General features: G+C 56.1%; 16 protein-coding genes. 3 read left to right on the top strand and 13 right to left on the bottom strand.

The window, feature by feature from the left end:
• Positions 1-75: 75 nt before the first annotated feature.
• The 8 genes from ACZ5CE_RS01900 to ACZ5CE_RS01865 form a co-directional block, all read right to left on the bottom strand.
• Positions 76-1,536 (bottom strand): UDP-N-acetylmuramoyl-tripeptide--D-alanyl-D-alanine ligase, encoded by a 1,461-nt coding sequence (locus ACZ5CE_RS01900; RefSeq protein ID WP_464576078.1) that lies wholly within the window; start codon positions 1,534-1,536, stop codon positions 76-78.
• Positions 1,533-3,134 carry a UDP-N-acetylmuramoyl-L-alanyl-D-glutamate--2,6-diaminopimelate ligase gene (locus tag ACZ5CE_RS01895; RefSeq protein WP_464576077.1) on the bottom strand — a complete coding sequence of 534 codons (1,602 nt, stop codon included), beginning with the start codon at positions 3,132-3,134 and terminating at the stop codon, positions 1,533-1,535. Before ACZ5CE_RS01895 ends, ACZ5CE_RS01900 begins: the two co-directional genes overlap by 4 nt.
• Complete coding sequence (locus ACZ5CE_RS01890) at positions 3,131-4,867, bottom strand: peptidoglycan D,D-transpeptidase FtsI family protein (RefSeq protein ID WP_464576076.1); 1,737 nt, start codon at positions 4,865-4,867, stop codon at positions 3,131-3,133. Before ACZ5CE_RS01890 ends, ACZ5CE_RS01895 begins: the two co-directional genes overlap by 4 nt.
• Positions 4,864-5,175 carry a cell division protein FtsL gene (gene ftsL, locus ACZ5CE_RS01885; RefSeq protein WP_464576075.1) on the bottom strand — a complete coding sequence of 104 codons (312 nt, stop codon included), beginning with the start codon at positions 5,173-5,175 and terminating at the stop codon, positions 4,864-4,866. The genes ACZ5CE_RS01890 and ftsL overlap by 4 nt, the downstream gene beginning before the upstream one ends.
• 39 nt (positions 5,176-5,214) lie before the next feature.
• Entirely contained in the window at positions 5,215-6,165 is a 951-nt protein-coding gene (gene rsmH / locus ACZ5CE_RS01880; RefSeq protein ID WP_464576074.1) for a 16S rRNA (cytosine(1402)-N(4))-methyltransferase RsmH, read from the bottom strand.
• Between the two features lie 4 nt (positions 6,166-6,169).
• Positions 6,170-6,613: a division/cell wall cluster transcriptional repressor MraZ gene (mraZ, locus tag ACZ5CE_RS01875; RefSeq protein ID WP_464576073.1), complete on the bottom strand. Its 444-nt coding sequence runs from the start codon at positions 6,611-6,613 to the stop codon at positions 6,170-6,172.
• 348 nt (positions 6,614-6,961) lie between these two features.
• Positions 6,962-9,088: a RelA/SpoT family protein gene (locus tag ACZ5CE_RS01870; RefSeq protein ID WP_464576072.1), complete on the bottom strand. Its 2,127-nt coding sequence runs from the start codon at positions 9,086-9,088 to the stop codon at positions 6,962-6,964.
• 346 nt (positions 9,089-9,434) lie between these two features.
• Positions 9,435-11,831 carry a DNA internalization-related competence protein ComEC/Rec2 gene (locus ACZ5CE_RS01865; protein ID WP_464576071.1) on the bottom strand — a complete coding sequence of 799 codons (2,397 nt, stop codon included), beginning with the start codon at positions 11,829-11,831 and terminating at the stop codon, positions 9,435-9,437.
• Between the two features lie 198 nt (positions 11,832-12,029).
• Here ACZ5CE_RS01865 and ACZ5CE_RS01860 point away from each other — a divergent pair, with 198 nt between their 5' ends.
• On the top strand, positions 12,030-12,590 hold the full coding sequence (locus ACZ5CE_RS01860) for a DUF2062 domain-containing protein (protein ID WP_464576070.1): 561 nt from the start codon (positions 12,030-12,032) through the stop codon (positions 12,588-12,590).
• 165 nt (positions 12,591-12,755) lie between these two features.
• Here ACZ5CE_RS01860 and lolD read toward each other — a convergent pair whose 3' ends face one another.
• From lolD to ACZ5CE_RS01835, 5 genes are all read right to left on the bottom strand, one after another.
• Positions 12,756-13,433 carry a lipoprotein-releasing ABC transporter ATP-binding protein LolD gene (gene lolD, locus ACZ5CE_RS01855; protein ID WP_464576069.1) on the bottom strand — a complete coding sequence of 226 codons (678 nt, stop codon included), beginning with the start codon at positions 13,431-13,433 and terminating at the stop codon, positions 12,756-12,758.
• Positions 13,426-14,673, bottom strand: a complete 1,248-nt coding sequence (locus tag ACZ5CE_RS01850) for a lipoprotein-releasing ABC transporter permease subunit (protein WP_464576067.1) — start codon at positions 14,671-14,673, stop codon at positions 13,426-13,428. The genes lolD and ACZ5CE_RS01850 overlap by 8 nt, the downstream gene beginning before the upstream one ends.
• A gap of 83 nt (positions 14,674-14,756) precedes the next feature.
• Positions 14,757-16,742, bottom strand: a complete 1,986-nt coding sequence (locus tag ACZ5CE_RS01845; protein WP_464576066.1) for a TonB-dependent receptor — start codon at positions 16,740-16,742, stop codon at positions 14,757-14,759.
• A gap of 240 nt (positions 16,743-16,982) precedes the next feature.
• The gene (locus ACZ5CE_RS01840; protein WP_464576065.1) at positions 16,983-17,396 is read right to left on the bottom strand and encodes a hypothetical protein; all 414 of its coding nucleotides are present in this window, start codon (positions 17,394-17,396) and stop codon (positions 16,983-16,985) included.
• Positions 17,393-17,815, bottom strand: a complete 423-nt coding sequence (locus ACZ5CE_RS01835; RefSeq protein WP_464576064.1) for a Fur family transcriptional regulator — start codon at positions 17,813-17,815, stop codon at positions 17,393-17,395. Before ACZ5CE_RS01835 ends, ACZ5CE_RS01840 begins: the two co-directional genes overlap by 4 nt.
• Before the next feature lie 104 nt (positions 17,816-17,919).
• On the opposite strand from ACZ5CE_RS01835, the gene ACZ5CE_RS01830 reads away from it, so the two are divergent.
• The gene (locus ACZ5CE_RS01830) at positions 17,920-19,332 is read left to right on the top strand and encodes a hypothetical protein (RefSeq protein WP_464576063.1); all 1,413 of its coding nucleotides are present in this window, start codon (positions 17,920-17,922) and stop codon (positions 19,330-19,332) included.
• 5 nt (positions 19,333-19,337) lie between these two features.
• Positions 19,338-22,736 (top strand): VanZ family protein, encoded by a 3,399-nt coding sequence (locus ACZ5CE_RS01825; RefSeq protein ID WP_464576062.1) that lies wholly within the window; start codon positions 19,338-19,340, stop codon positions 22,734-22,736.
• Positions 22,737-22,756 lie beyond the last annotated feature (20 nt).

Raw genomic sequence — 22,756 nt, 5'->3', positions numbered from 1 at the left:
AGGTAAGGCGGTACCGCTCGCCCACGAAATTCATAATCGATAAATCCACAATTTACAAAATTTGCAATCCGCCGATCACTGTTCAAAACGGGCTGCGACCCGTTCCATCCGCATGAACCGTGATCCCTTTATCAGCACGGTCGTATCGGGCGTCAACTCGCTTTCCACCTCCGCCAGCAACCCCTCGATTTCATCGAAGTGTTTCGCCCCCGGTCCGAACTGGTCCACGGCATATGCGCTGAACTCGCCCAGGGCGAACAACTTGTCGATACCCGAGAACCGTGCCTCGGCACCAATGCGGGCATGCGCATCTCTCGCGCTGTCGCCCAGCTCCCCCATGTCCCCAAGCACCATGATCTTTTTTCCGTCAGCCTTTGCCAGAACGGCCAATCCCGCCTTCACCGATTCCGGGTTCGCGTTGTAGCTGTCATCTATCAGGATCGATCCATGCAAGCCGTGCTTTCTCTGCATGCGTCCCTTCACCCCGCGGAACTGGCTCAATCCCGCAGCTATGGCTTTCCCTTCGATACCCATCGCTACCGCTGCTGCCGCCGCCGCCAGCGCATTGCATATGTTGTGCACTCCCGGCACCTGCAACTCAACCTCCTCCGTGCATGCCGGCAGCAGCAGACTCATTCTGCTGCCTGGAGAATCAAGCGGGGAGTGGTGCGGATCAAGCGGATCGAGCTGGTAGCGGGCGCTTACCGCTGGCTTTCCACCCAACCCGAATTCGAGTATCTTTCTGCTCTTTCCGTCCCTTTCACCCCCTTCGGCTCTGCCGCCCCTGGCGCCCTCATCCACCCCTGCGGCCAATTTGCGCCACAGCGGCGCATAGGAGTCGTCCGCGTTGATGACAGCGATACCCTGCTCGTCAAGTCCTTCAAAAATTTCACCTTTGGCATAAGCAACCGCTTCCACTGAACCGAGGTCGCGAGTATGCGCCATGCCCGCATTGGTAATCACCGCCACGCTCGGCCTTGTCAGCCGGCTCAAGTAGGCAATTTCTCCAAAATGATTCATACCCATTTCGATTACGGCGTACACATGCTGCTCGCGCATCCGCAAAAGCGTCAGGGGGACACCGATGTCATTATTGAGGTTGCCCTCGGTAAACAGCACTCGCTCGGGACCAGGTGTGCGTTGTCCGCGCTGCGCCGCCTGTTGCAGAATGGACGCAAGCATTTCCTTGACCGTCGTCTTGCCATTGCTGCCGGTAATCGCTACCACCGGAATGGCAAAGCGGTCACGCCAGTACTTCGCCAACTGCCCCAGCGCAAGGCGAGGATCCTTCACCAGGATCAGGGGAATGCCGGCGCCCTTGCTGGCCGCGCAATCCTGTCGAACCAGGGCGGCGGAGGCGCCCTTTTGCTGTACTTCCGGCAGATAATCATGGCCATCGAATTTTTCGCCTGTCAGGGCCACGAACAGATTACCCCGGCCGATCGTCCGGCTATCGGTACTCACGGCGGTGAAGGAAACATCCTGGCCGCTCGATTCCGCATGCAGGGCATGGGCCGCTTGCCGCACCGTCATCATATTTTTGACGGCCCCCCGGCGCGTGGCTCCGCCAAGGCTCGCTGCGCAACCTCGGCATCGCTGAACGGGTATTTCTTCCCGTTAATCTCCTGATATGATTCATGGCCCTTCCCGGCAATGAGCACCACATCACCCTTTTTTGCGCCTCGAATCGCGCGCGAGATGGCTAGCGCCCGGTCCTCCTCGACATGATGGTTTGAACCGGCACCCGCCAGGATCTGGTCGATAATGGTTCGCGCGTTTTCGCTTCGCGGATTATCGTTCGTAACGATGACCTCGTCGGCCAGCTTCGTTGCCAGCGCGCCCAGCAAAGGACGCTTGCCTTGGTCACGTTCTCCCCCACATCCAAATACACAAATCAATTTTTCATCGCGAAATTCTGCCGCCGGATATAGCCTTATAGTCGTTCCAGCATTCCCCTGAGTGCCGGGATGAAGAATTTTCCGTAGCGCCAGCAACACTTTTTCCAGGGCATCAGGAGTATGGGCATAGTCCACAACCACGAGGGGCTGTTCCCCGCCGCCCATCCACTGCATTCTTCCCGCCACGGGCGAAACATGCTGCAATGCGCAAGCCGCATCCTCCAGTTCGAAACCGCCTGCAAGCATTACAGCCAGGACCCCAAGCAAATTCGAAGCGTTGAAGTCTCCTACCAGATCAGTCTTGAAGGCAAAATGCGCTCCTTCAAACTCGATGCCGAATTCCAGCCCCCGAGGAGTGGACTTGAGATTCCGTCCGAGAAGAACCGGGAATTCAGCGGTATTACGAAGCTGAACCAGCGATTCACCGAATCCATAGCCAAGTATCCGTGCAGCCGACCCCGTGAGCTGCTGTGCAAGGCCGATGCCGAATGGGTCATCGAGATTGAGGATGGCCCACTTCAGCCCGGGCCAGCGGAACAGGCGTGCTTTAGCGGCAGCATAGCGCTCCATGTCGCCGTGATAATCCAGATGGTCCCGCGACAGATTGGTAAGCAGCGCGACCGCGAAGGCGACGCCGCCGACACGCTGCTGGATGAGCCCATGGGATGAAACCTCCATGGCAACGCATTGTGCGCCATGGTCCAAAAGCTCCGCCATCTTGCGTTGCAGGAGCACCGCATCCGGAGTGGTATTGGGGATCTGTTCAAGCTTATCCAGGAATCCGGTTCCCAGCGTGCCTATGATGCCAGTCTTTTTTCCCAGTTCAGTCAGAGCCTGGGCAATCCAGTGGCTGCACGAAGTCTTGCCATTCGTTCCTGTGATACCGATCAGCCACAACTTCGCGGAGGGATGGCCATATACATGGTCTGCGATGATGCCGGCATTGGATCGCAAGCCGGCGACGGGTAAATTTGGGACATTCCATGACGGATTCCATGTAAAGCCCTCGCGCTCCCATAGCACCGCGTTCGCCCCTCCAGCGATAGCCTGGGGTATGAAATCCCGTCCATCGGATCTGCATCCGGGGTAGGCTACAAACGTGTCTCCGGTCCCTACCGTGCGGCTGTCCGTAACAAGGCTTGCAATTTCAACTTCCAGCCTGTCCAGAACACGCGGATCGAACCTTTCCGGCACCGCCGCATCTCTCTTTTCGTCCACTGCCGTTCTGTAACTCACACATCACCCTTCGGCTGGAGCAATGGCGTGGATGACATAACGTTATTCGGTGGAGCGTCGTGCGGTATGTTCGCCATGCGCAAAGCTTCCGCCATGACCCGGCTGAACACTGGCGCGGCTACCGCGCCGCCGTAATATTGGCCGCCAGATGGCTCGTCCAGCATCACCGCAACGACATATTGTGGATTGGAAACCGGAGCGTAGCCGACAAAGGTGGAAAGATAGCGTTTTTTTGCATAACCCCTGCCATCGGGTTTATGAGCAGTGCCAGTCTTGCCAGCCACGCGATAGCCACTGACCTGGGCTCGCGGCGCGGTACCTCCCGGTTTAGCCACTGTTTCGAGCATCCTACTCACGGCAAGTGCGGTATCCCTGGATAAAACCTGCTTGCCCGCGACAGGCTCATCGCGGCGCAGGAGCGAAACCGGCTTTAGCTCGCCCGCGGCGGAAAATAACGTATAGGCTCTCGCAAGTTGCAGCAGGCTCACCGCAATGCCATGACCATATGACATCGTCGCCTGCTCGATCGGCCTCCAGCTGCGATATGGACGAAGTTTTCCGCTCACCTCGCCAGGAAAACCAGAACCGGTAGGCTCACCAAATCCCGCATCGCTCAGCATCCCCCATAACGTCTGGGGCGACAATGACAGCGCGATTTTTGCGGAACCGACATTGCTGGATTTCTGTATGACTTGCGCCACGGTCAGCGCATCTTCCTTATGCGCGTCGCGGATTACCCATCTGCCGACTGAAAATGGCTCCGGACCTGTCCGAAACACCGTCTCGGGCTTCACTTCGCCCGCTTCCAGCGCCGCGGCGACGGTAAACGGCTTCAATGTCGAACCGGGCTCGAACATATCCGTTACCGCTTTGTTGCGCGCGCTCCCTCCGCCCGTCCTGGTCCGGTTATTCGGGTTGTAGGTCGGAAGATTGACGAGCGCCACGACCTCGCTCGTTTTCGCGTTCAGGACGACGATTCCGCCTGCCTTGGCCTTATGCGTCTCGATGGCCCGCTTCAATTCGCGATAAGCCAGGTACTGCACTTTGCTGTCGATGGACAACGCAATATTCTTGCCGGATCTGGGTGCGCGAACGCCTCCCATATCTTCGATGATGCGGCCTTTGCGATCCTTGATGACGCGGCGGCTGCCGGGACTGCCAGCAAGCTCATCCTGGAACGCCAGTTCGATACCTTCCTGCCCCTTATCGTCGATATCGGTAAAACCCACTATATGTGCCGTCAATTCCCCCGCCGGGTAAAATCTGCGGTATTCCCGCTTCAGAAACACACCCGTAATATTGAGCTCGACTACCTTTGCCGCGACTTCCGGCGACAAGTGACGCTTCAAATAGACGAAATCGCGCCGCGATCCATCCGGCCGCGAATCCAGGCGCTTTCGCAGATCCTCGATATCCAGGCCGATGAGGCTCGCCAGTTTCTTTAATTGCTCTGGAGTCGCATTCAAGTCCTGGGGACTCGAACATACGGATTCCACAGGTGTGCTGATTGCGAGCGGCTCACCGTGCCGGTCAGTGATCATCCCTCTGTACGCGCTCATTTCGAGTACGCGGCTGTACCGCGACTCTCCTTTTTCCTGCAAAAAATCCTTGTGCATCCCCTGCAGATAAGCCGCGCGCGCGGTAAGCCCGACCATTCCCAGCATCAACAGCGCAGCCAGCAGGCGCGAGCGCACGGTTGGCAGCATGAACCGCGGTTGATGGCCTCGTTTCATGGTTCTGATCGCTCCACCGGTCTGACCACATCTGAAGCACCCGACCCGGTTGGTACGAGCACCCGCAAGTGGGAGGCGTCCGGCACTTGCATCAGAAGTTGCTCGATCGCGATTTTTTCAATTCGCGCATGTGTTGCCCACGTGCTCTGCTCCAGTCGTAATTGATCCCACTCCACCGCAAGCTGTCGCGCCAAGTCCTGCTCCTTCTCGAACTCCACAAAAAGTTTGCGCGCCTCATGCTGTGAAGTAACAACACTCAGCGCGCAGGCGACGAGAATCAATGTCAGCAGAATATTTATCCTGGTCACGTCATTCTCCAAGAAACAGCGGCACTTGCCCATGCCCCTTCAAAACAGGTCAATTCGTTCCGCTACGCGCATCACCGCACTTCGAGCCCTGGGATTGGCCGCTATTTCGGCCTCGTCCGGGCGGATTGCTCTGCCTATCAAATGCAATGTGGGGCGACTCAAAAGCCGCACTTCCTGCGAACGTAATGGCAACTTCCTCGGAAGGACATCGCACTTGGCCGATGCGCGCATGAAACGCTTCACTATCCGGTCTTCCAGGGAATGAAAGCTGATAGTCACTAACCGCCCCCCCGCATTCAATATTTCCACGCATTGCGGCAGTGCCAGTGAGAGCTTCTCGAGTTCCTGGTTGAGATAAAGCCGTATAGCCTGAAAAGTCCGCGTTGCTGGATTCTGCTTTTTCTCCCGCTTGTGCGCCGGTATGACGGCAGCCACAATCGATGCGAGCTGATGTGTTGTGACGAGTGGCTGCCTCGCCCTAGCCTCAGCAATCGCTCTTGCAATCTGTTTAGCAAACCGTTCTTCGCCATAATTTTTTATCACCTCCTCCAACTGTGTTTCCGGAACCGCTTTCAGCCACTCTGACGCCGGAACCCCTTCATCGGGATTCATTCGCATGTCGAGCGGCCCGTCAACCTGAAAACTGAAACCCCGGCACGCTTCTTCAAGCTGCGGCGAGGACACTCCCAGATCCAGCAAGACCCCGTCCACTCGATCCACACCTAACTGGCACAACATCTCCTTTATTCGGGAAAAACTGGCATGGACGATATGAAACCGCCTGTCTTCGATCGCTTTCCCCGTTGCTACCGCAGCCGGATCCCTGTCAAACGCCACCAGTCTTCCGTTATTTCCCAGTTGGCTCAATATCAAGCGGCTGTGGCCGCCACGGCCAAAAGTACCATCCACATAGACTCCACCCGGCTTTATCGCCAGGGCTTCCACTGCCTGATCGAGTAAAACCGTCGTGTGCGTAGACACGTGAGGCACCGGATCACAAGGAAAACCCGTGGAGTTCCGGCGGTATCCCGTCCTTGAAAACCAAAGCGCTTTCTATTTGCAAACCCCACTTGCCGCTGTCCCACAATTCAAATTTCGTACCCTGCCCCACCAGCATCACGTCTTTAACCAGACCGGCAAACTGGCGTAGCGTTGGCGGCACCAGAATGCGGCCGGCCCCATCCATTTCGACATCATTGGCATTCCCGACGAGAAGACGCTGCAAACTGCGGGTTTGAGGATTAAAACTCGAAAGACTGTTGAGCCTTTGCTCGATTGGCTCCCAGGCAGTCTGGGGGTAGATCAGCAAACATCCGGAAGGATCTGCGGTAATGACCAGTTGGCCCGCGCAGGAAGATAACAGTTCATCGCGGTATTTCGCTGGCACGGCGAGTCTACCTTTATTGTCGAGACTGATTGATGTGCCACCGCGAAACATTGCATCCCCTTCTTAGTAAGCCACGCAAACTTCCTCCATTTTTTCCCACTTTTATCCACTGTAATTAAAAAAACCCCCAAAGTCAAGAAAGAATAAGGTTTTTGGATTATGCTACAAAGACTTAAACGGGACCAAAATCGGGGAACGGTCAGCAAAAAAAAGGTGGTAAAAAAAGAAGAAGCGAGAGGCACAGATCTCCATTTGCTGCCGTCGGACATCTGCATCGCTGCTTGGAGAGTCAGGGGACAAACAAGGAGTGGGCGGAACGCATGGAACGTATTGTGATTAGGGATGCGGGGCGTTATTACGAAGCGCAGGAATGAGGATATGTTCTGCCGCGTGGAGCGGCTACCGCCGCTCAGCTGATACGACATCGGGCACGCCCTTGATCAATCCCAGAATGCGGCGCAATTGCGGGATATCGGAAATGGCGACGGTAAACTGCAGTATCGCCGTAGCATCCCGGCTCTGGGTTCGCGTGGCGATTACGTTAACTTTTTCGCGAGACAAAACCTGAGCGATGTCACCAAGCAGCGCGTGGCGATCCAGCGCCTTGACGCTGATATCGACCGGATAGGACGCGCCCTTTTTTGCATTCCATTGCGCCGCCACGAGCCGATCCCCACTTTTCTCGACCAACCGTGCCAGACTGGCACACTCTCGCCGATGTATGGTGATGCCGCGCCCTCGGGTGACGAAACCAGCGATTGGATCAGGCGGCACCGGCTTGCAGCACTTTGCCAGCAAGGTGAGCAACTTGTCCACCCCGACAATGAGCACGCCACCAGATGGCTGACGAATGCTTCCCGCAGTTACGGGTTTCGGAACTTCGACAGTTGGCACAACCGTTTCCGGTGCTGTCCTTAATGCCTCTTCCAGTTGCCTGCTATTGATCTCCCCTCGGGCCAACGCGGCAAAAAAAGTCTCGATCTTGGTGAACTTGAACCGTGCCGCCAATTTATCCAGTGCCAGCGACATCATTCCATGCCGCTGCAATTCCTTCTCGGCTATTGCTCGCCCTTGTGCCACGAAATCGCGTTCGCGGGAACTGAACCACTGCCTGACCTTCTGGCGGGCTCGCTGAGTTCTCAGATATCCCAGCAAGGGATTGAGCCAGTCCCGGCTCGGGCCACCTTGTTTCGCCGCGATTATTTCCACCCGCTGCGCGTTCTGGAGGGAGTAATCGAGCGGCACCATGGCACCATCAACCTTTGCGCCTCGGCAGCGATGACCGAGATCCGTATGCAGTTGATAGGCAAGATCCACCGGTGTGGCGCCCTTGGGCAACGCGATGATCTTTCCTTTGGGGGTCAGCACATAAATCGTGTCCTGGAATAATGCTGTCCTGAAGTGCTCCGCGAGTTCACCGGCATCATCGACGTCATTTTTCCATTCCAGTATCTGCCTCAGCCAGGCGATCTTTTCTTCATAAGGCGCATCGCGCTTGGCCCCTTCCTTGTATCGCCAGTGCGCCGCCACACCCATCTCTGAATGCCGGTGCATTTCATGGGTACGAATCTGCACCTCAACCACCTTGTCTTCCGGACCGGTTACCGCCGTGTGCAACGAGCGATAGTCGTTTCCTTTCGGCTTGGCGATATAGTCGTCAAACTCCCTGGGAACAGGAATCCACAGGTTATGAACCACTCCCAAGGCGGCATAACAGTCCTTTACATCGTTCACAAGAATCCGGACCGCACGCGCGTCATGAATCTCGCCGAAATCCACTCCCTTGCGCTTCATTTTTTTGTGAATGCTGTATATATGTTTGGGACGTCCTGTTACTTCGGCCGAAATACCAGCCTGCCGCAATTCGTGCCGCAACTTTTCCACCAGCAGAGCAATATAGCGTTCGCGATTGACCCGGGTATCCTCAAGCAGACCGGCTATTTGCCTGTACTTTTCGGGCTCGAGCACGCGGAACGACAGATCTTCCAGTTCCCACTTTATTTGCCACAACCCCAGGCGACTCGCCAGCGGAGCAAAAATATCCAGTGTTTCGTGCGCGACCATCGAACGCCCGGAGATATCATGCGTTGCGACATACCGGATTGTCTGCAACCGATCCGCCAATGCGAGGATGACCACGCGGATATCTTCCGCCATTGCCAGCAGCATCTTGCGTAGAGCCTCGACTTGCCCGCTCTGATCCGCTGCATTGACGGCATTTCCTTTTCCAGGGGATCGAATGCGGCTCATGCGGAACACCCCTTCCACCAAGTGAGCCACGACCGCCCCAAATGCGGCAAGCAACTCGTTCTCGTACCGGTCGAGGGTGCGTGGAACATCATGAAGCACGCCGGCTACCAGAGTATCGGAATCCACCCGCAACCGTGCAAGAATGCCTACTGTTCCTGTTATATGCTCGCCGAGTGGTTCACCGGTGGGGAGAAATTTGCCTGCGTAAAGCGGCTGTGAAAACGCCAATGCAGGCCGCACGGCTTCAAATTCGCCCGGGGAAAGGATTGATGCCATGTTATCCGGCCAGGAAGAATCATTTGGCTCGCCAGCGTCAATGGGCAATATTCTGGAAGATGAAATCATCCTAAATCCGGTAGTTGGACAGGGTGGAGTGTGCGGTTTTTGGAGTCCAGGGCAAGGCGCAACGGCCATTCCATTCCAAGGAACTGCAACGCAACCATGTGCCGCAAATATCGCACAATCCACCCTGTAGCGAACTCTCCACGCAGGTGAACGTCGAATACCACGGAAAGTCTTTGTGGATCATGGCTCTAAACTGGAAATGAGCGGTTAACTGCCGATTCAGGATCAAGAAAACATAGCGCGCAAATTTGTTAACCTGCCGTCCATTGCCACAAGTTTACATCGTACTCGCCTCGTGCCAGTAGCGGCGTTGAAGGATGCGCGAGGTTTCGACCATCATGCCACTGTCCCCGAAACGCAGCATCACGGCGCCATCCATATCGCTGCGCAACAGCATGCTGCCCAGCGTGCGATAACGTTCCAATACCCCGGCCTCGGGATGGCCGAAACGGTTCCGGTAACCTACGCTGAAAATCACGAGCCGGGGATCGACCTGGCGCACAAACTCTTCAGTCGAGGAGGTCCTGCTGCCATGGTGAGGCGCCAGCAGTACAGTGGAGCCGAGAAGAGCAGAATAATGCTTGAGCAGTTCATATTCCGTTTTTCTTTCGATGTCGGCCGGCAGTAGAACACTGCCGTAAGCCGTCGTGATTTTCAGCACGCAGCTCAACCCGTTCGGTTTGATTCCAGGCCTGCCATAGCTCGGTCCGAACGGATGCAGGACGTCGAAGCGGATGCCGTCCCAGGACCATGATTGCCCCTCCATACATCTTTCCTTCCCTTCCACCGCGAGTTGTATCGGATGTTCGTTATCGAGGGAGGAGATCAATCGCTTTACCGGCACCGCTTCCAGCACCGACAGAGCCCCGCCGCTGTGATCGCTATCCGAATGCGTGACGATCATGGTGTCGAGCTGCTGAATACCTTCGGCACGCAGAAAAGGGACAATTATGCGGCTCCCGCTATCCGCCTCGGAATTGAAACCGGGACCGGTATCATAAAGCAGCGTATGATTTTTGGTGCGCGCGACAACTGCCAATCCCTGGCCGACATCCAGCACGGTAAGCCATAGTTCTCCGGATTTCGGCCTCGCGGGAAGCACGAAAAAGATCGGCAGCAACGCGACTATGCCCAACCAGCGTGACGGAAAACCCGCGACCAGTCCCAAGCCCCATCCGAACCGGCCAGGCAGCAGCATCCAGGCGACGCCCGCCAGGCCGGCCACCACCGCCCACGCTGGTGGCGCGTGCTGGGTCCAGACTGCCTGCGGCAGATCTCCCAGCCATGCGAGTATCTGCATGCAGCCGTTCAGCACAGCATGAGCGGGCAGTAAAAGAAACTCGAACGGAGGCAGCGCTCCCAGCAGGGTTAGTGGCACCACCACCAGGCTTACGAGAGGAATGGCGATTGCATTGGCAAGAGGGGAAACCAGGGACACCTGCTGAAACATTGCCAATAATAGAGGTATCAGGCCGAGGGTTATCGCCCATTGCACCCGGATCCATTCTGTCAGCCAGTTGGTTTTACCGATTCGCCCTGTCGATATCAGCAGAATGAGCCCGATGGCGCCGAATGACAGCCAGAAGCCGGGCGCAAGCACAGCCCATGGATCAAGCATCACGACCGCCAGCAGGGCCCAGGCCAATACGGAAGTCGCGGAGGCAAGCCACCCCCGCCACAAAGCGAGGGCAACCACTGCCAGCATATAGACAGTGCGCTGGGCCGGAATCGCGAATCCTGCCAATAGCGCATAGCCTAATGCTGCAGCCAGTCCCGCCAGCACCGCGGCTTTGCGGGCGGGCAGCCACATGACGAGCCTTTGGCTCCTGCGCCATGACGCATACATCAGCGTGAAAAGCAGTCCCGAGACCATGGTGACATGCAATCCGGAAATACTCATGAGGTGATTCACGCCGGTACGAGTGAATATTTTCCACTGTTCGCGAGGAATTGCGCGCTGATCCCCTACCGCGAGCGCGACAAGTATTCCCCGATATTCGTTCTGGGACAATGCCTGTAGAAAATTCTCGCGAATCGTCTGGCGCAAGCGTTCGATACGGTACCGAACCTGCCCGGCCATTTCAGCCAGGAGCAGGTTGCCTTCGCTTTCCCGCACGTAGCCGACAGCGCGGATATCGCGCTCCAGGGCCCATTGCTCGAAGTCGAAGCCATGAGGGTTGATGCTGCCGTGAGGCCGCTTGAGACGTACCGCCAGCCGCCAGCGCTCACCCGCGCCCAGGCTGCGGTCAACAGGCTGGGCGCCAGACCCTTTCCTGTTATCGTACCAGGTGAGGAAAATGTGTGCCGGAACCATGGCGCCAGGGGTCAGCACTTGCTCCACGTCAAAGGTGAATCGCAAACCACGTTCGCCAGCCTGGGGAAGTTCCGCGATCACGCCAATCAACTGGATATCGCGACCCTCCCATTCATGGGGGAGCGCGTCGGCCAGACGCCAATGGGCAAGCGCGGCCGCCCAGAAAAATCCCGCGACTGCAAATGAGACAATGAGCAGTATTTTCGAGGCAGCGGCAAGGATGGAAGTATGGGACCGGCATAATAAAAATGCCGGGGCCGCGCACAGCAGAAGCACCCACACCCAGCCGAGGTAAGGGAGGATCGGCTGTTGCTGCAACAGCCATATCCCGAAGGTGAACGCAACGATGCTTTTTTGCATTACCGCCTTCCTCCTGGAAGCATCGCCCGGCGGTTTTGTTTATGGTCGTTCGCCAGGAATGGCTTCAGCCCCGCCAGCATGGCTTGTTCCTGTGCGGCCGAGAGGTTCGCAAGCTTGGCATACCCCCGGATTTCATATGCCTGCGAACCGGCCGATTTATGTTTACACGCATTGGCGGTATTTCCGTAAACTCATTCCATGTTTCGAAAATTCTTCAAAAAATATCTCCCCTCGCATGAGAGTATTCGGCAAAACCGGTTTATCGGCTTATTCGGCACGCGCCTGCATCATCACAATCTGTGGCATCTGCATCGCCGATCGGTGGCGGGTGGGGTGGCGGCCGGCTTGTTTGCCGGATTGATTCCGGGCAGCAACCCGGTGCAGTTTTTTTTCGCTGCCTTATTTGCTGTCGCTTTCAAGGTGAATCTGCCAGTGGCCGTGGTGACGACGCTTTATTCCAACCCCTTGACTATCGTGCCCATTTATATCGCAGCCTATACTATCGGCGCCCTGGTCACCGGCAATGGCGGCAGCAGCATGCCCCAAGCCGAACTGCATCTGATGGATAAACCTATTCTGGAATGGATTCCTGCAGTGATCGACTGGGTGGTTTCCCTAGGAAAGCCATTGCTGGCGGGACTATTCCTGTTGGGAATAGTGCTCTCAATGGGAGGCTATTTTCTGGTGCGAGGCGCATGGCGGCTATATGCCATTCATGAATGGCGCAAGCGACCAAGGCGGCGCAGAGTAAATCCCTGAAAAGTCACAATGCTGGAGAAACCTGTCTGATACGGAAATCAAGCACCCCGCAAGCAGCGGGGATTAACTGCGCTCTTATAATCCGCTGGCTTCAGCCAGCCTTCGCCCCAAGGGGCGGGGAATTAAACCCGCGGAGATTGAAAGCGAATGCTTTCAGGCATGGCTTCACTCTACCAGGACGCCATCTTCCAGCCTCAATGTCCGGCCAGCCCTTTTGGCCAGGTCCGGATCGTGGGTGACGATGATAAGGCTTGCACCCGCACCGCGGTTAAGCTCGAGCATCAAATCAAACACCGCGCCGGCAGTTCGGCGATCCAGGTTGCCGGTGGGCTCGTCCGCGAGAACGCACTCCGGCTGAGTGACCAGGCCCCGCGCTACCGCGGCACGCTGACGCTCTCCCCCTGAGAGTTCGCCCGGCGTATGTGAAAGGCGATGGCCAAGGCCCACCTGCCTCAATATTTCCGCGGAAGCCTCATATGCCTTCTGGCTGTCCATGCGGCGGATCAGAAGTGGCATGGCGACATTTTCCAGGGCGCTGAATTCCGGAAGCAGATGATGAAACTGATAAATGAAACCCAGCGACCGGTTGCGCAACCGGCATCTTTCCTCTTCCTCCATGACCGCGATTTCTTGCCCCATGACTTTGATCGCTCCGCTGGAAAGCGCATCGAGCCCCCCCAGCAGGTGCAGCAATGTGCTTTTTCCAGAACCCGATGCGCCCACGATGGCTATTGTCTCGCCGGCCATGACATCCAGATCTATACCCGTCAAGACCGGCACCTCGAGCTTGCCCTGGAAATAGCTCTTGCAGAGAGCGCGGCACGAGATGATGGCGCTATTCATAGCGCAACGCCTCCGCGGGGTTGACTCGGGAGGCCCGGTAGCTGGGATAAAGCGTTGCCAGCAGCGTCAATACGAAAGACACTGTTGCGACAGCCACGATGTCGGGCAATTGCGGATCGGAAGGAATTTCGCTGATGTAATAGACCTCCGGCGAGAGGAAGCGGACGCTGAATATTCGCTCGATGAACGCTATCACCGAGTCCACGTTGTAGGCAAGCAAGACGCCTCCTATGACGCCCAAAGTCGTGCCGATGATGCCGATAAGCGTTCCCTGGACGATAAAAATCTTCATGATGCTTCGCGGACTCGCTCCCAGGGTGCGCAGAATAGCGATATCGGGCTGCTTGTCCGTGACGGCCATTACCAGGGTGGATACGATATTGAATGCGGCAACCGCGATGATGAGCGCAAGAATGAGCGACAGCATGCGCTTTTCGATCTGTATCGCACGAAAATAATTGGCATGCTGGCGCGTCCAGTCGGTAATATAGACACCTTCTGAAATCAGCGGAACGAGCTCTCTTGCCACCTCGGGGGCCTCGAATAAATCGTGTAGCTTCAGCCGCACGCCCGAAACCTCGTCGCCTTCCATGCGGTAGAGTTTCTGCGCGTCGGCAAGATGGATAAGCACCAGCCCGGAATCGTATTCTGAATGCCCCGCTTCGAAGATGCCGGTGACAGTGAATTGCTTGAGGCGCGGCAATATCCCTGCGGGAGTAACCTGTCCCTGGGGTGAGATCAGTACGATTTTGTCTCCGGTAAATGCGCCTAACGCCCGGGCCAATCCCGTGCCGATTACAATGCCAAATTCTCCGGGCTTCAGATTATCGAGGCTTCCGTCCACCATCATGTTCGCCAAATCCGCCACGTTATCTTCCATCCGTGGCAGTATGCCCCTTACCACCACCCCACTGACAATCTGGTCGAACGATACCATGCCCTGTGCGCTGACATAGGGTGCGGCAGCTTCCACCTGAGAATGCTTCAGCGCCTCTTCCGCCACGTGCCGCCAGTCTTTCAGGCTTCCATCCAGCCCGCTCACCTGGATGTGCGAGGCCACGCCGAGAATGCGTGTACGCACTTCTTTCTGAAAGCCATTCATGACCGACATGACGGTAATGAGAGCCGTCATGCCCAGGGTAATGCCCAGCAGGGAAATCAGCGAGATGAAAGAAATAAAGTGATTCCGGCGCTTGGCGCGAGTGTAGCGGAGACCGATGAATAGCTCGTAGGAAGACACAGATGAATGGGCCCAGATAAACGGAAGGTAAGTGGAATGCCGAAGTTTGCCATATTCCGGCTGGGCCGGGGGCGATTACTCCGTCAGAAGTTGCCCCTCAGGCCCGCTACCAGCGCTCTTCCCGCCAATGGAGAAAAATCCTTCAGGAAGGAGGTATGTACCCGCATCTCTTCGTTGAGTAAATTTTTACCTTGCAGAAACAAATTCAGCGCTCCTGATTTCGTCTTCCAGATGCGATAGCTCGCATCGATATTGACCAGTGTATAGCCTGGCGTCGCTGTTTCGAATTCCGCTACACGGCTTTGACGCATCACATGGATAGCGCTGATATTCGTGGTCCACGGGCCCATGCGATGATCAAGCTCCAGCCCAACCCGCGGGGGGGTGATGCGAGGCACGTTTCCGCCTTTGTCGAGCCTGCCGCGCACGTAGTCGGCGAAAAGACGCAAATCTATCATGTCCGGCTTCAAGGTAAATATCGCTTCCGCTTCCGCGCCAAAAAACCTCACGCCGGTTTGTACGAAATTCTGCACCTGGAAATCGCCGTTCGGATCCAGAATACCGTGGTCATCCGATCGATCGGCGATTCCGTCGCCATTGGCATCCTGTCCCTGCATGAATATATAGTTGTCTATCCAGCTGTGGAATACATTGATTTTCCATCTTACTGCGCCCGCATGCTTGTTCAGTGAAATATCGATGTTATTGGTCGTCTCGCTGGATAGGTTGCTGTTACCCTTCTGAAATGTTCCCGTACCGCGATGAGCGCCATGGGTATAAAGTTCTTCCGTTGCCGGTGCGCGCTGTCCTCGGGTGGCCGACAAGCCCAACCCGTAGCCCTCCGTGAATTTCCACACCGTGCCTGCGGAGACATTATAGAGATTGAATGCGCGCGAAGGGTTCATGCCGCCCTGAGGATCCTGACTGGCACGCTCAATGCGCCCCCCCAGTTCCACTCGCCATCGATTCCAGTTGCGTTCCTCGACGATAAACAATCCTGCGGAATTGGATTTTGTCACGGGCACCACCGCTTCCTCTCCTAATGCGGAAAAATCCCGGTTCTGGAATTGAAAACCGAACACCCCCTGCCACTTCTTTACCGGCGCATGCAAAAGTTCGACACGACTTTCCAGGCTCCTGTTTTTGAAGCGTGTGGCGATCTCTCCGGTACTCTCCATCTCATTATGCTTATAGTCGTTATACCCCAGGCGCACCTTGAGCCTTTCAAAACCCCGGAGCGGATCATTCAATTCGCCGGCCATATCGTAGCGTGTCTGCTTGAGATCTATTTTGGAGCCCTCGGGACTTGGCACGCCATATTTATTCTCCAGATGCGAAACCGATATGCCGGCAAAGCCTCTTTCTCCTACGAAAGATCCGCCCACGGAAGCGCCATCCGAATCGATTGCACTGTTCCTGACTACGCCTTTCGGGCTGCTGGGATCGTTTTCGTTGGCTCGCCCTGGAATATGGTAATCACCGGTTTTACGCTTGAAAGCATCTACAGTCCAGGATGTGCGGCCTACGCTGCCGGAGGCGTTGAACGCACCACTGCGTTCCGCCGTCGCGGTGTTGCCCCGCACCTCGAAATTACCCTTCGGCGAGACGAATAATTGATCGGGTATGCGCCTGTTTACGACATTGACCACGCCACCCGACGCTCCGCTGCCATAAAGGAGTGTGGCGGGACCTCGCAGGATTTCGATCTGGGAAGCGTTGAGAGACTCCGCCGTTACTGCATGGTCGGGGCTGACGCTCGAAAGATCAAGCGTGCCGATGCCATTTTGCAGAACCCGGATACGGGGACCATCAAGGCCCCGGATGATCGGGCGCCCGGCGGCCGGGCCAAAGGAACTGGATGCCACGCCCAGTTCGTGCGACAGGGTGTCGCCAAGGCTTGCCTCCCGTTTGCGCCGAAGATCCTCGCCTCGCAACACGGAAACAGGCTGAGCCATGTCAAGCTCGGACCGGTTCTCGAATGGCGTAGCCGTGACGATGACCGCAGGCAATACGCTGTTTTCTGCGGAATCCTGCGCTTGTGCGGGTAGAGTTGAGAGAGCGCAAAGCATGAGTGCGCTCGTGTGCCGGGATGACCGACCCGTGCATCGGATTGTTGGTCGCATGAGATGATGAATTCGGTTGTTCTCACCGATTCTTCCGGGTCAGCACAGCTTTTATTGCAACTCAGTTGCGTTAAGAAGGCCAAATAGCGGAAATTTCAGTGGATGAATAGATCCCGAAGGACCGATACCCCAAAACGGCAAATTCCTCGAAAGGGAGGCGCTTGGTAGTTTATATAGACGGAAGCATCATCCGCGGGGAGGAGCTCGGGTGGGATAAAGTGATGCGGAGCCCGAGAGGCGCTGCTCAGCCTCGTCCTGGCGCGGACTGCGCTGGCGGGTTTGATTACGGAAGAAAATGGCCAGCGTGGAGAAAATGATGCTGAGCCCCGTCAAAGCGAGGCAGTCGAGGCAAGCGCGATCAATGTCGATATCGACTTCGCCGTCGACTTCGCCGCTGTTGACTCCCCTTAAGACAGACCCGTCATCGAGGTGAGTTTCGTGAACTGAATCCACGTGCGTGAGCACGTGTGCTTCCTGGAACACGGGGACGTACGACAAAGCCAGAATAAGAATAAGAAGCAGACTCTTAAGGTACAGGCCCGGACGTTTCTCCCTGGGGATCCATCCCATTGCCCGCATTGAAAAACCGGGAATTCTCATACGCACTCCGCGCACAGCCCCTTGACCGTCAATTCGACTTCCAGTGGCCTGTAGCCCGCGGGCAATGGGCGATCATACTCGGCTTTCATATCATCCAGGCACATTACCCGAGTACAGCGAGTGCATTTGAAATGTGCGTGTCGATGCGTGCGTAAATCATTGTTCGCCCTGAAACACCATACCCGATCATCACTCACTATCCTGTGCACCAGGCATTTGTCATTCAACCAATCAAGTATGCGATACAGCGTTACCCGATTCAGCCTGCTTTTACCACGCAGGCGCTCTTCGATCTCCTGATGAGAAACAGGCCGCTGCTCCGCAAGCAGCATTGCCAGAACCCGGATTCTGCCTGACGTGGCTCGCTCACCCGTTTGCCGGATGAGATTGTCTGCTCGTTCCTGAAAATCAATAGGCATATCTGCTATCATTGCAACCAAGTTGCATTTACTATAACCGCAATATCCGATACAAGCAATCCCAATTTCAGCGATATGAACGGCCACTGCATTTTGTCGAATATATGAAACGGGAAATCAGCGCTCTTTTTTTTCTGGCGATATCGCTATCGGCTGGAATGGCTGCCATTCCGGGCGTTGCTTGCGGTGCAGCCTACAACGTCGGTCCCGACACCTACCGGGACATATTGAAAGATCTGGCGCCAGGCGATCACGTGCATCTGATGCCGGGAGTATACAAGGATGGCCTCCCGCTCCATCATCTCAATGGCACGCCACAGGCGCCGATCATGCTCTCTGGGCCCAGGGAAGAGCCGCGCGCGATATTTGTGGCGCGCCCCAGGCACAACACGATCAGCATCGTCAATTCCAGCTATATTACTGTCAGCAATCTGGATATCGATGGCAGGAACCTGCCTGTGAGCGGAGTGAAGTGCGAAGGCCACGCAAACTGGGCGCATCACATCACGCTCGACGGCTTGCGCATACGGGGACACGGGAGGCATCAACAAACAGTTGCCATTTCAACCAAGTGTCCGGCTTGGGGCTGGGTAATCCGCAACAATAAAATTCTGGGATCCGGAACCGGTCTGTATCTTGGAGATTCGGATGGCAGTGCGCCCTTCATCGCGGGTTTGATCGAACGCAATTTGATCGTCGATACGCTCGGCTACAACCTGCAGATCAAGCATCAGCAACCCCGAAAGATGCTGCCGGGGATGCCGGCAGCACCGAGCACGACGATCATCCGCCATAATGTTTTCAGCAAGAGACAACACGGGTCCAGGGAAATGGCGCGGCCCAACGTGCTCGTGGGACACTGGCCGGTCAGCGGCTCCGGAGCCGATGACCGGTATGCTGTTTACGGCAACTTTTTCTATGAAAACCCGGACGAATCCCTATTCCAGGGAGAAGGCAATATTGCCCTTTACAACAACCTGTTCGTGAATCACTTCGGCGATGCGATCCGGATTCAGCCGCATAATGACATACCGCGTGAGGTGAGCGTATTCTGCAACACCATCATCGCCAGCAACACAGGCATCGTGCTTGCTCGCGGCCTGGGCTCCCTGGCATATCACCAATGGGTCATTGCGAATATCGTATTTGCCCGGTCGCCGATTCGTGGAGCCCCTCAGGAAAAAAATCTCACCGGTATGCCCGACGAGGCGGGTAACTACCTTGTCAATCCGTTCGTTTCTCCGGGTCAGATGAATCTGGTCCCGCGCGACCTCAAGGTACGTGAGGAGGCACAGGAGCAAAAGTTTTTTGACGATTATCCCGACGCCGGACTGGATTTTGACGGTGATCCGCACGAGCGGGTTAGAATGGGCGCCTATAGCGTCGGCAAGGGCAGGCCGCGATGGCTGCCCAAACTCGAAATAAAACCTTTCTCTCCTGCACTGGAGGAGGACGTTCGTGCAATACATCAGGAAACAATCACTTCCAAAACGAATCCCAAGGGAGTAATCAAATAGTTTTTTTGTCCCCTCAAAACCACGTCTCGAGCGAGGCCACCGACTTTTCACCGGGCAGGACGACGGTCAACAGGTCGCTGCTTTTCCGGTTGGCGCTAGGCTATCTGCTGTTTATCGTTTATGGGAGCCTGCTCCCGTTCCAATTCCATAGTCTTCCATTTTCTGTTGCGTGGGCGAATTTCCAGCATATCCCTTTGCTGGAACTGGGGGTGGAAAATAGAGCCGATCTGGTCGCGAACTTGTTATTGTATATTCCTTTCGGTTTATTACTTTGCGCGGCGATTGCGGGAACACGCCGCGATCCCCTGCTGGTGTTCACGGGTGCGCTTGTGTCGCTGTTGTCGTCGGCAGCAGTCGCTCTGAGCATCGAATTTACCCAACAGTTTTTTGCACCGCGGACAGTCTCGCTGAACGATATCTTTGCGGAACTCGCAGGCTCCTTGTTAGGTATCACGCTTTGGTTCGCCATTGGCGCCCGCCTCGCGCATCTGATCCGAAGCATAACCGGCAGCGGCCCAAACGCTCGCTCCGCTATCCTGGTCTCCTATGGCCTGGCGTACATCGTGCTAGGCATGTTTCCCTACGATTTTCTGCTATCGATCGACGAGTGGCGTCAGAAACTGTCTTCTGCAAACGTGGGTTGGCTGATTGCACCCGTCTGCGAGGGCGGTTGTCTGTTAAGGCTGGTTCCGGAGGCACTCTTGGTGGCGCCGCTGGCTGCGCTGTTTTTTCCAGTGCGCCAACAGCATATCCTCGTGCTTGCAGCGATAACCGGAGCTCTGCTGGGCGTACTGATAGAAGGTCTGCAGCTCATGATTGCGTCCGGTATCAGCCAAGGCGCATCGATCCTTTCCCGTTCACTCGGCATGATGCTGGGTGCCGGAATGGTGCAGTCAGCCCCGGACATGGATTGGCGCATGGCGCGTCATTACGCGCGGCCCGTGCTCGCGAGCTGTCTGATTCCCTACCTTGGCGCCCTGGCCTGGGCCAATGGCTTGTTTTCCAGCCCCTGGTCGAATTTATCCGAGGCAGGGCTGAAGCTGGGAGACACTCATTTCCTGCCGTTTTATTATCATTACTTCACCACGGAAACAATAGCGCTGCTAAGCTTGTTGTCCCAAGCCGCACTCTATTTTCCTGTTGGGGCGGGAATATGGCTTTGGCACTGGGGGAGCAAAGAAAACTCGCCAGCCGCTCGGGAAGATTCTGGTAGAGTTGATAATCCGATCCATCGCAACGCATGGCCAGCGCTCGCTGCCGGAATGCTGGCGAGCATTATGGAGACGGGCAAGCTTTTCGTTCCCGCCCAGCATCCTGATCCGACCAATATCCTGATTGCAGCGGTGGCTGCAGCCTCGGCATGCTGGCTGCTGAACTTGCTGCTCGGCGTCAGGCAAGCTGCGCCCATACCATCTCATCGGCCTGCCCCTCCCCCGCCTTCCCTATCTGCTCCATCTGCCCCACCTGCATCCTACGCGGCGGATAATGAGAATGCGCATTCCACCGCCGCGACAGTTATTGGAGCCACTGCGATATGTCTCTCCATCGGCGCGGCGGCCACCAGTCCGCTGGGTCCAGCCTGGGTTTCGACCGCTCTTATTGCCTACATATTATTACTCTGGTGGCAACCAGGACTATGGTTGATTTGCGCGCTCGCAATGCTGCCCCTGCTGGATTTATCGGCGTGGAGCGGGCGCCTGTTCTGGACAGAATATGACACCGTGCTTCTGGCGACAATTGGCGCGAGTTATCTACGCCTGCGTCCCGGTTTATTCATCCAGCCGGCGCTGACGCGTCCCGCCCTATTATTGCTATTGCTGTTTGGGCTATCGATGGCAGCGAGTTTGGCCATAGGCTTGCTTCCCCTGGCCCCCTTCGATCATAACGCATTCGCGAACTATAACAGCTCCTATAATGCGCTGCGTGGGGCGAAGGGACCGTTGTTCGCGATAGCCTTGATTCCCCTGCTGAGTCTGGAGCGGGCGGCGCCAGCACGGACAGCGCGCAAACTGGCTATCGGAGTAACGTTAGGTCTGGCGGGAACCGTAGCATATATTCTCTGGGAACGCGCCACCTTCCCCGGGCTCTTCAATTTCGAGACCGACTATCGCATCACTGGGCCTTTCCCGGGAATGCATATCGGTGGCGCTTATATTGAGGCTTTTCTGACGGCAGCTCTGCCGTTTGTTGCATTATTTGCGTGGCATCAGCAGCGATTATGGCCGGTGATCTTTGCAATCGGCCTCTATGGTCTGGGCGCGTATAGCATCATGGTGACATTTTCGCGGGGTGGACAAGTGGCCTTTGCATTATCCACCTTTGTCTTGCTGGCTGGATTTGCAAGACTTTCGCTTCGCGGACAGGCAGGCAATGTTTTGAAGGCCAGCGCGGCGATGGCTCTCGCGGGGGTGGCCATTGCGATTACCTGGCCGGTGATCAGCGGGAAATACAGCCAGTCCCGATGGGCAGCCATGGAGCAGGACTTCGGCTCTCGAACCGCGCACTGGGAAGATGCAGTGAACATCGTTCGATCGCACAATGCATCGTTCTTTGGCCTGGGATTGGGAACGTTTCCATCGGCATACTACTGGAATTCAAACGCACTGTCGCGCACCGCCACCTATGGTTTTGTCACTGAACAGGGAAACAGCATATTGAGACTGGGTAGCGGCGATCCGTTATATCTGGAGCAAACGGTAAAGGTCGTGCCCGGGCAGCAATATACTCTCTCGATGGATCTACGCCCGAACTCCCGAAACGTCGATCTGACCGTAACTCTCTGCGAGAAGGCGATACTGTACTCTTATACTTGTACTGTAGCCCCATTGCAAAGCAACGAGGCCGAAAACAAGTGGATGCATCATGAAATGCAAATGGACACCAGAGGCTTTGGACCACTGGGCAGCCGATTTCAGCGGCCGGTGAAGCTATCTCTCTACAATAGTCTTCCCGGTACCGTGGTGGATGTGGACAATGTAACGCTGAAAGACATGCAGGGCAACAATCTCGTTCACAACAGCGATTTTTCCAGCGGAATGCATCATTGGTTTTTTTCAACCGACAATTATCTTCCATGGCATGTGGAAAACCTGTTTTTGAGCGTGTACTTTGAACAAGGCTGGCTTGGACTGCTCTTATTCCTCGCGCTCATCGGCTATGCGATCGCGACATGGCTTCCCCGGGCCTGGAAAAACGATTCCCTGAGCTTGACGCTGGTCGCGTCGTTCATGGCTTTTATCGCCGTAGGGACGCTGAACAGCTGGGCCGATGAGCCACGCCTCAGTTTCCTTTTCTACCTGTTGCTGATAGCGGGCCTGATGGCGAATGGACCTTCTGCAAGGACGTGCCGTAATGAATTCACACAGCCCTTCCCTACCCCAGACAACAACCATATCACGATATGACACTTGCTTTACCTGCCCTG

The organism is Nitrosospira sp. TNL200 (assembly GCF_055386305.1).
This window is presented reverse-complemented; position numbering and strand designations above follow the sequence as displayed.

Coding starts and splice junctions, on each gene's coding strand:
- ACZ5CE_RS01835 (WP_464576064.1), bottom strand. CDS start 17,815: ATGCCTATTGATTTTCAGGAACGAGCAGACAATCTCATCCGGCAAACG.
- mraZ (WP_464576073.1), bottom strand. CDS start 6,613: ATGTTTCGCGGTGGCACATCAATCAGTCTCGACAATAAAGGTAGACTC.
- ACZ5CE_RS01845 (WP_464576066.1), bottom strand. CDS start 16,742: ATGCTTTGCGCTCTCTCAACTCTACCCGCACAAGCGCAGGATTCCGCA.
- ACZ5CE_RS01870 (WP_464576072.1), bottom strand. CDS start 9,088: ATGGCATCAATCCTTTCCCCGGGCGAATTTGAAGCCGTGCGGCCTGCA.
- ACZ5CE_RS01830 (WP_464576063.1), top strand. CDS start 17,920: ATGAAACGGGAAATCAGCGCTCTTTTTTTTCTGGCGATATCGCTATCG.
- ACZ5CE_RS01860 (WP_464576070.1), top strand. CDS start 12,030: ATGTTTCGAAAATTCTTCAAAAAATATCTCCCCTCGCATGAGAGTATT.
- ACZ5CE_RS01840 (WP_464576065.1), bottom strand. CDS start 17,396: ATGAGAATTCCCGGTTTTTCAATGCGGGCAATGGGATGGATCCCCAGG.
- lolD (WP_464576069.1), bottom strand. CDS start 13,433: ATGAATAGCGCCATCATCTCGTGCCGCGCTCTCTGCAAGAGCTATTTC.
- ACZ5CE_RS01865 (WP_464576071.1), bottom strand. CDS start 11,831: ATGCAAAAAAGCATCGTTGCGTTCACCTTCGGGATATGGCTGTTGCAG.
- ACZ5CE_RS01890 (WP_464576076.1), bottom strand. CDS start 4,867: ATGAAACGAGGCCATCAACCGCGGTTCATGCTGCCAACCGTGCGCTCG.
- ACZ5CE_RS01900 (WP_464576078.1), bottom strand. CDS start 1,536: ATGATGACGGTGCGGCAAGCGGCCCATGCCCTGCATGCGGAATCGAGC.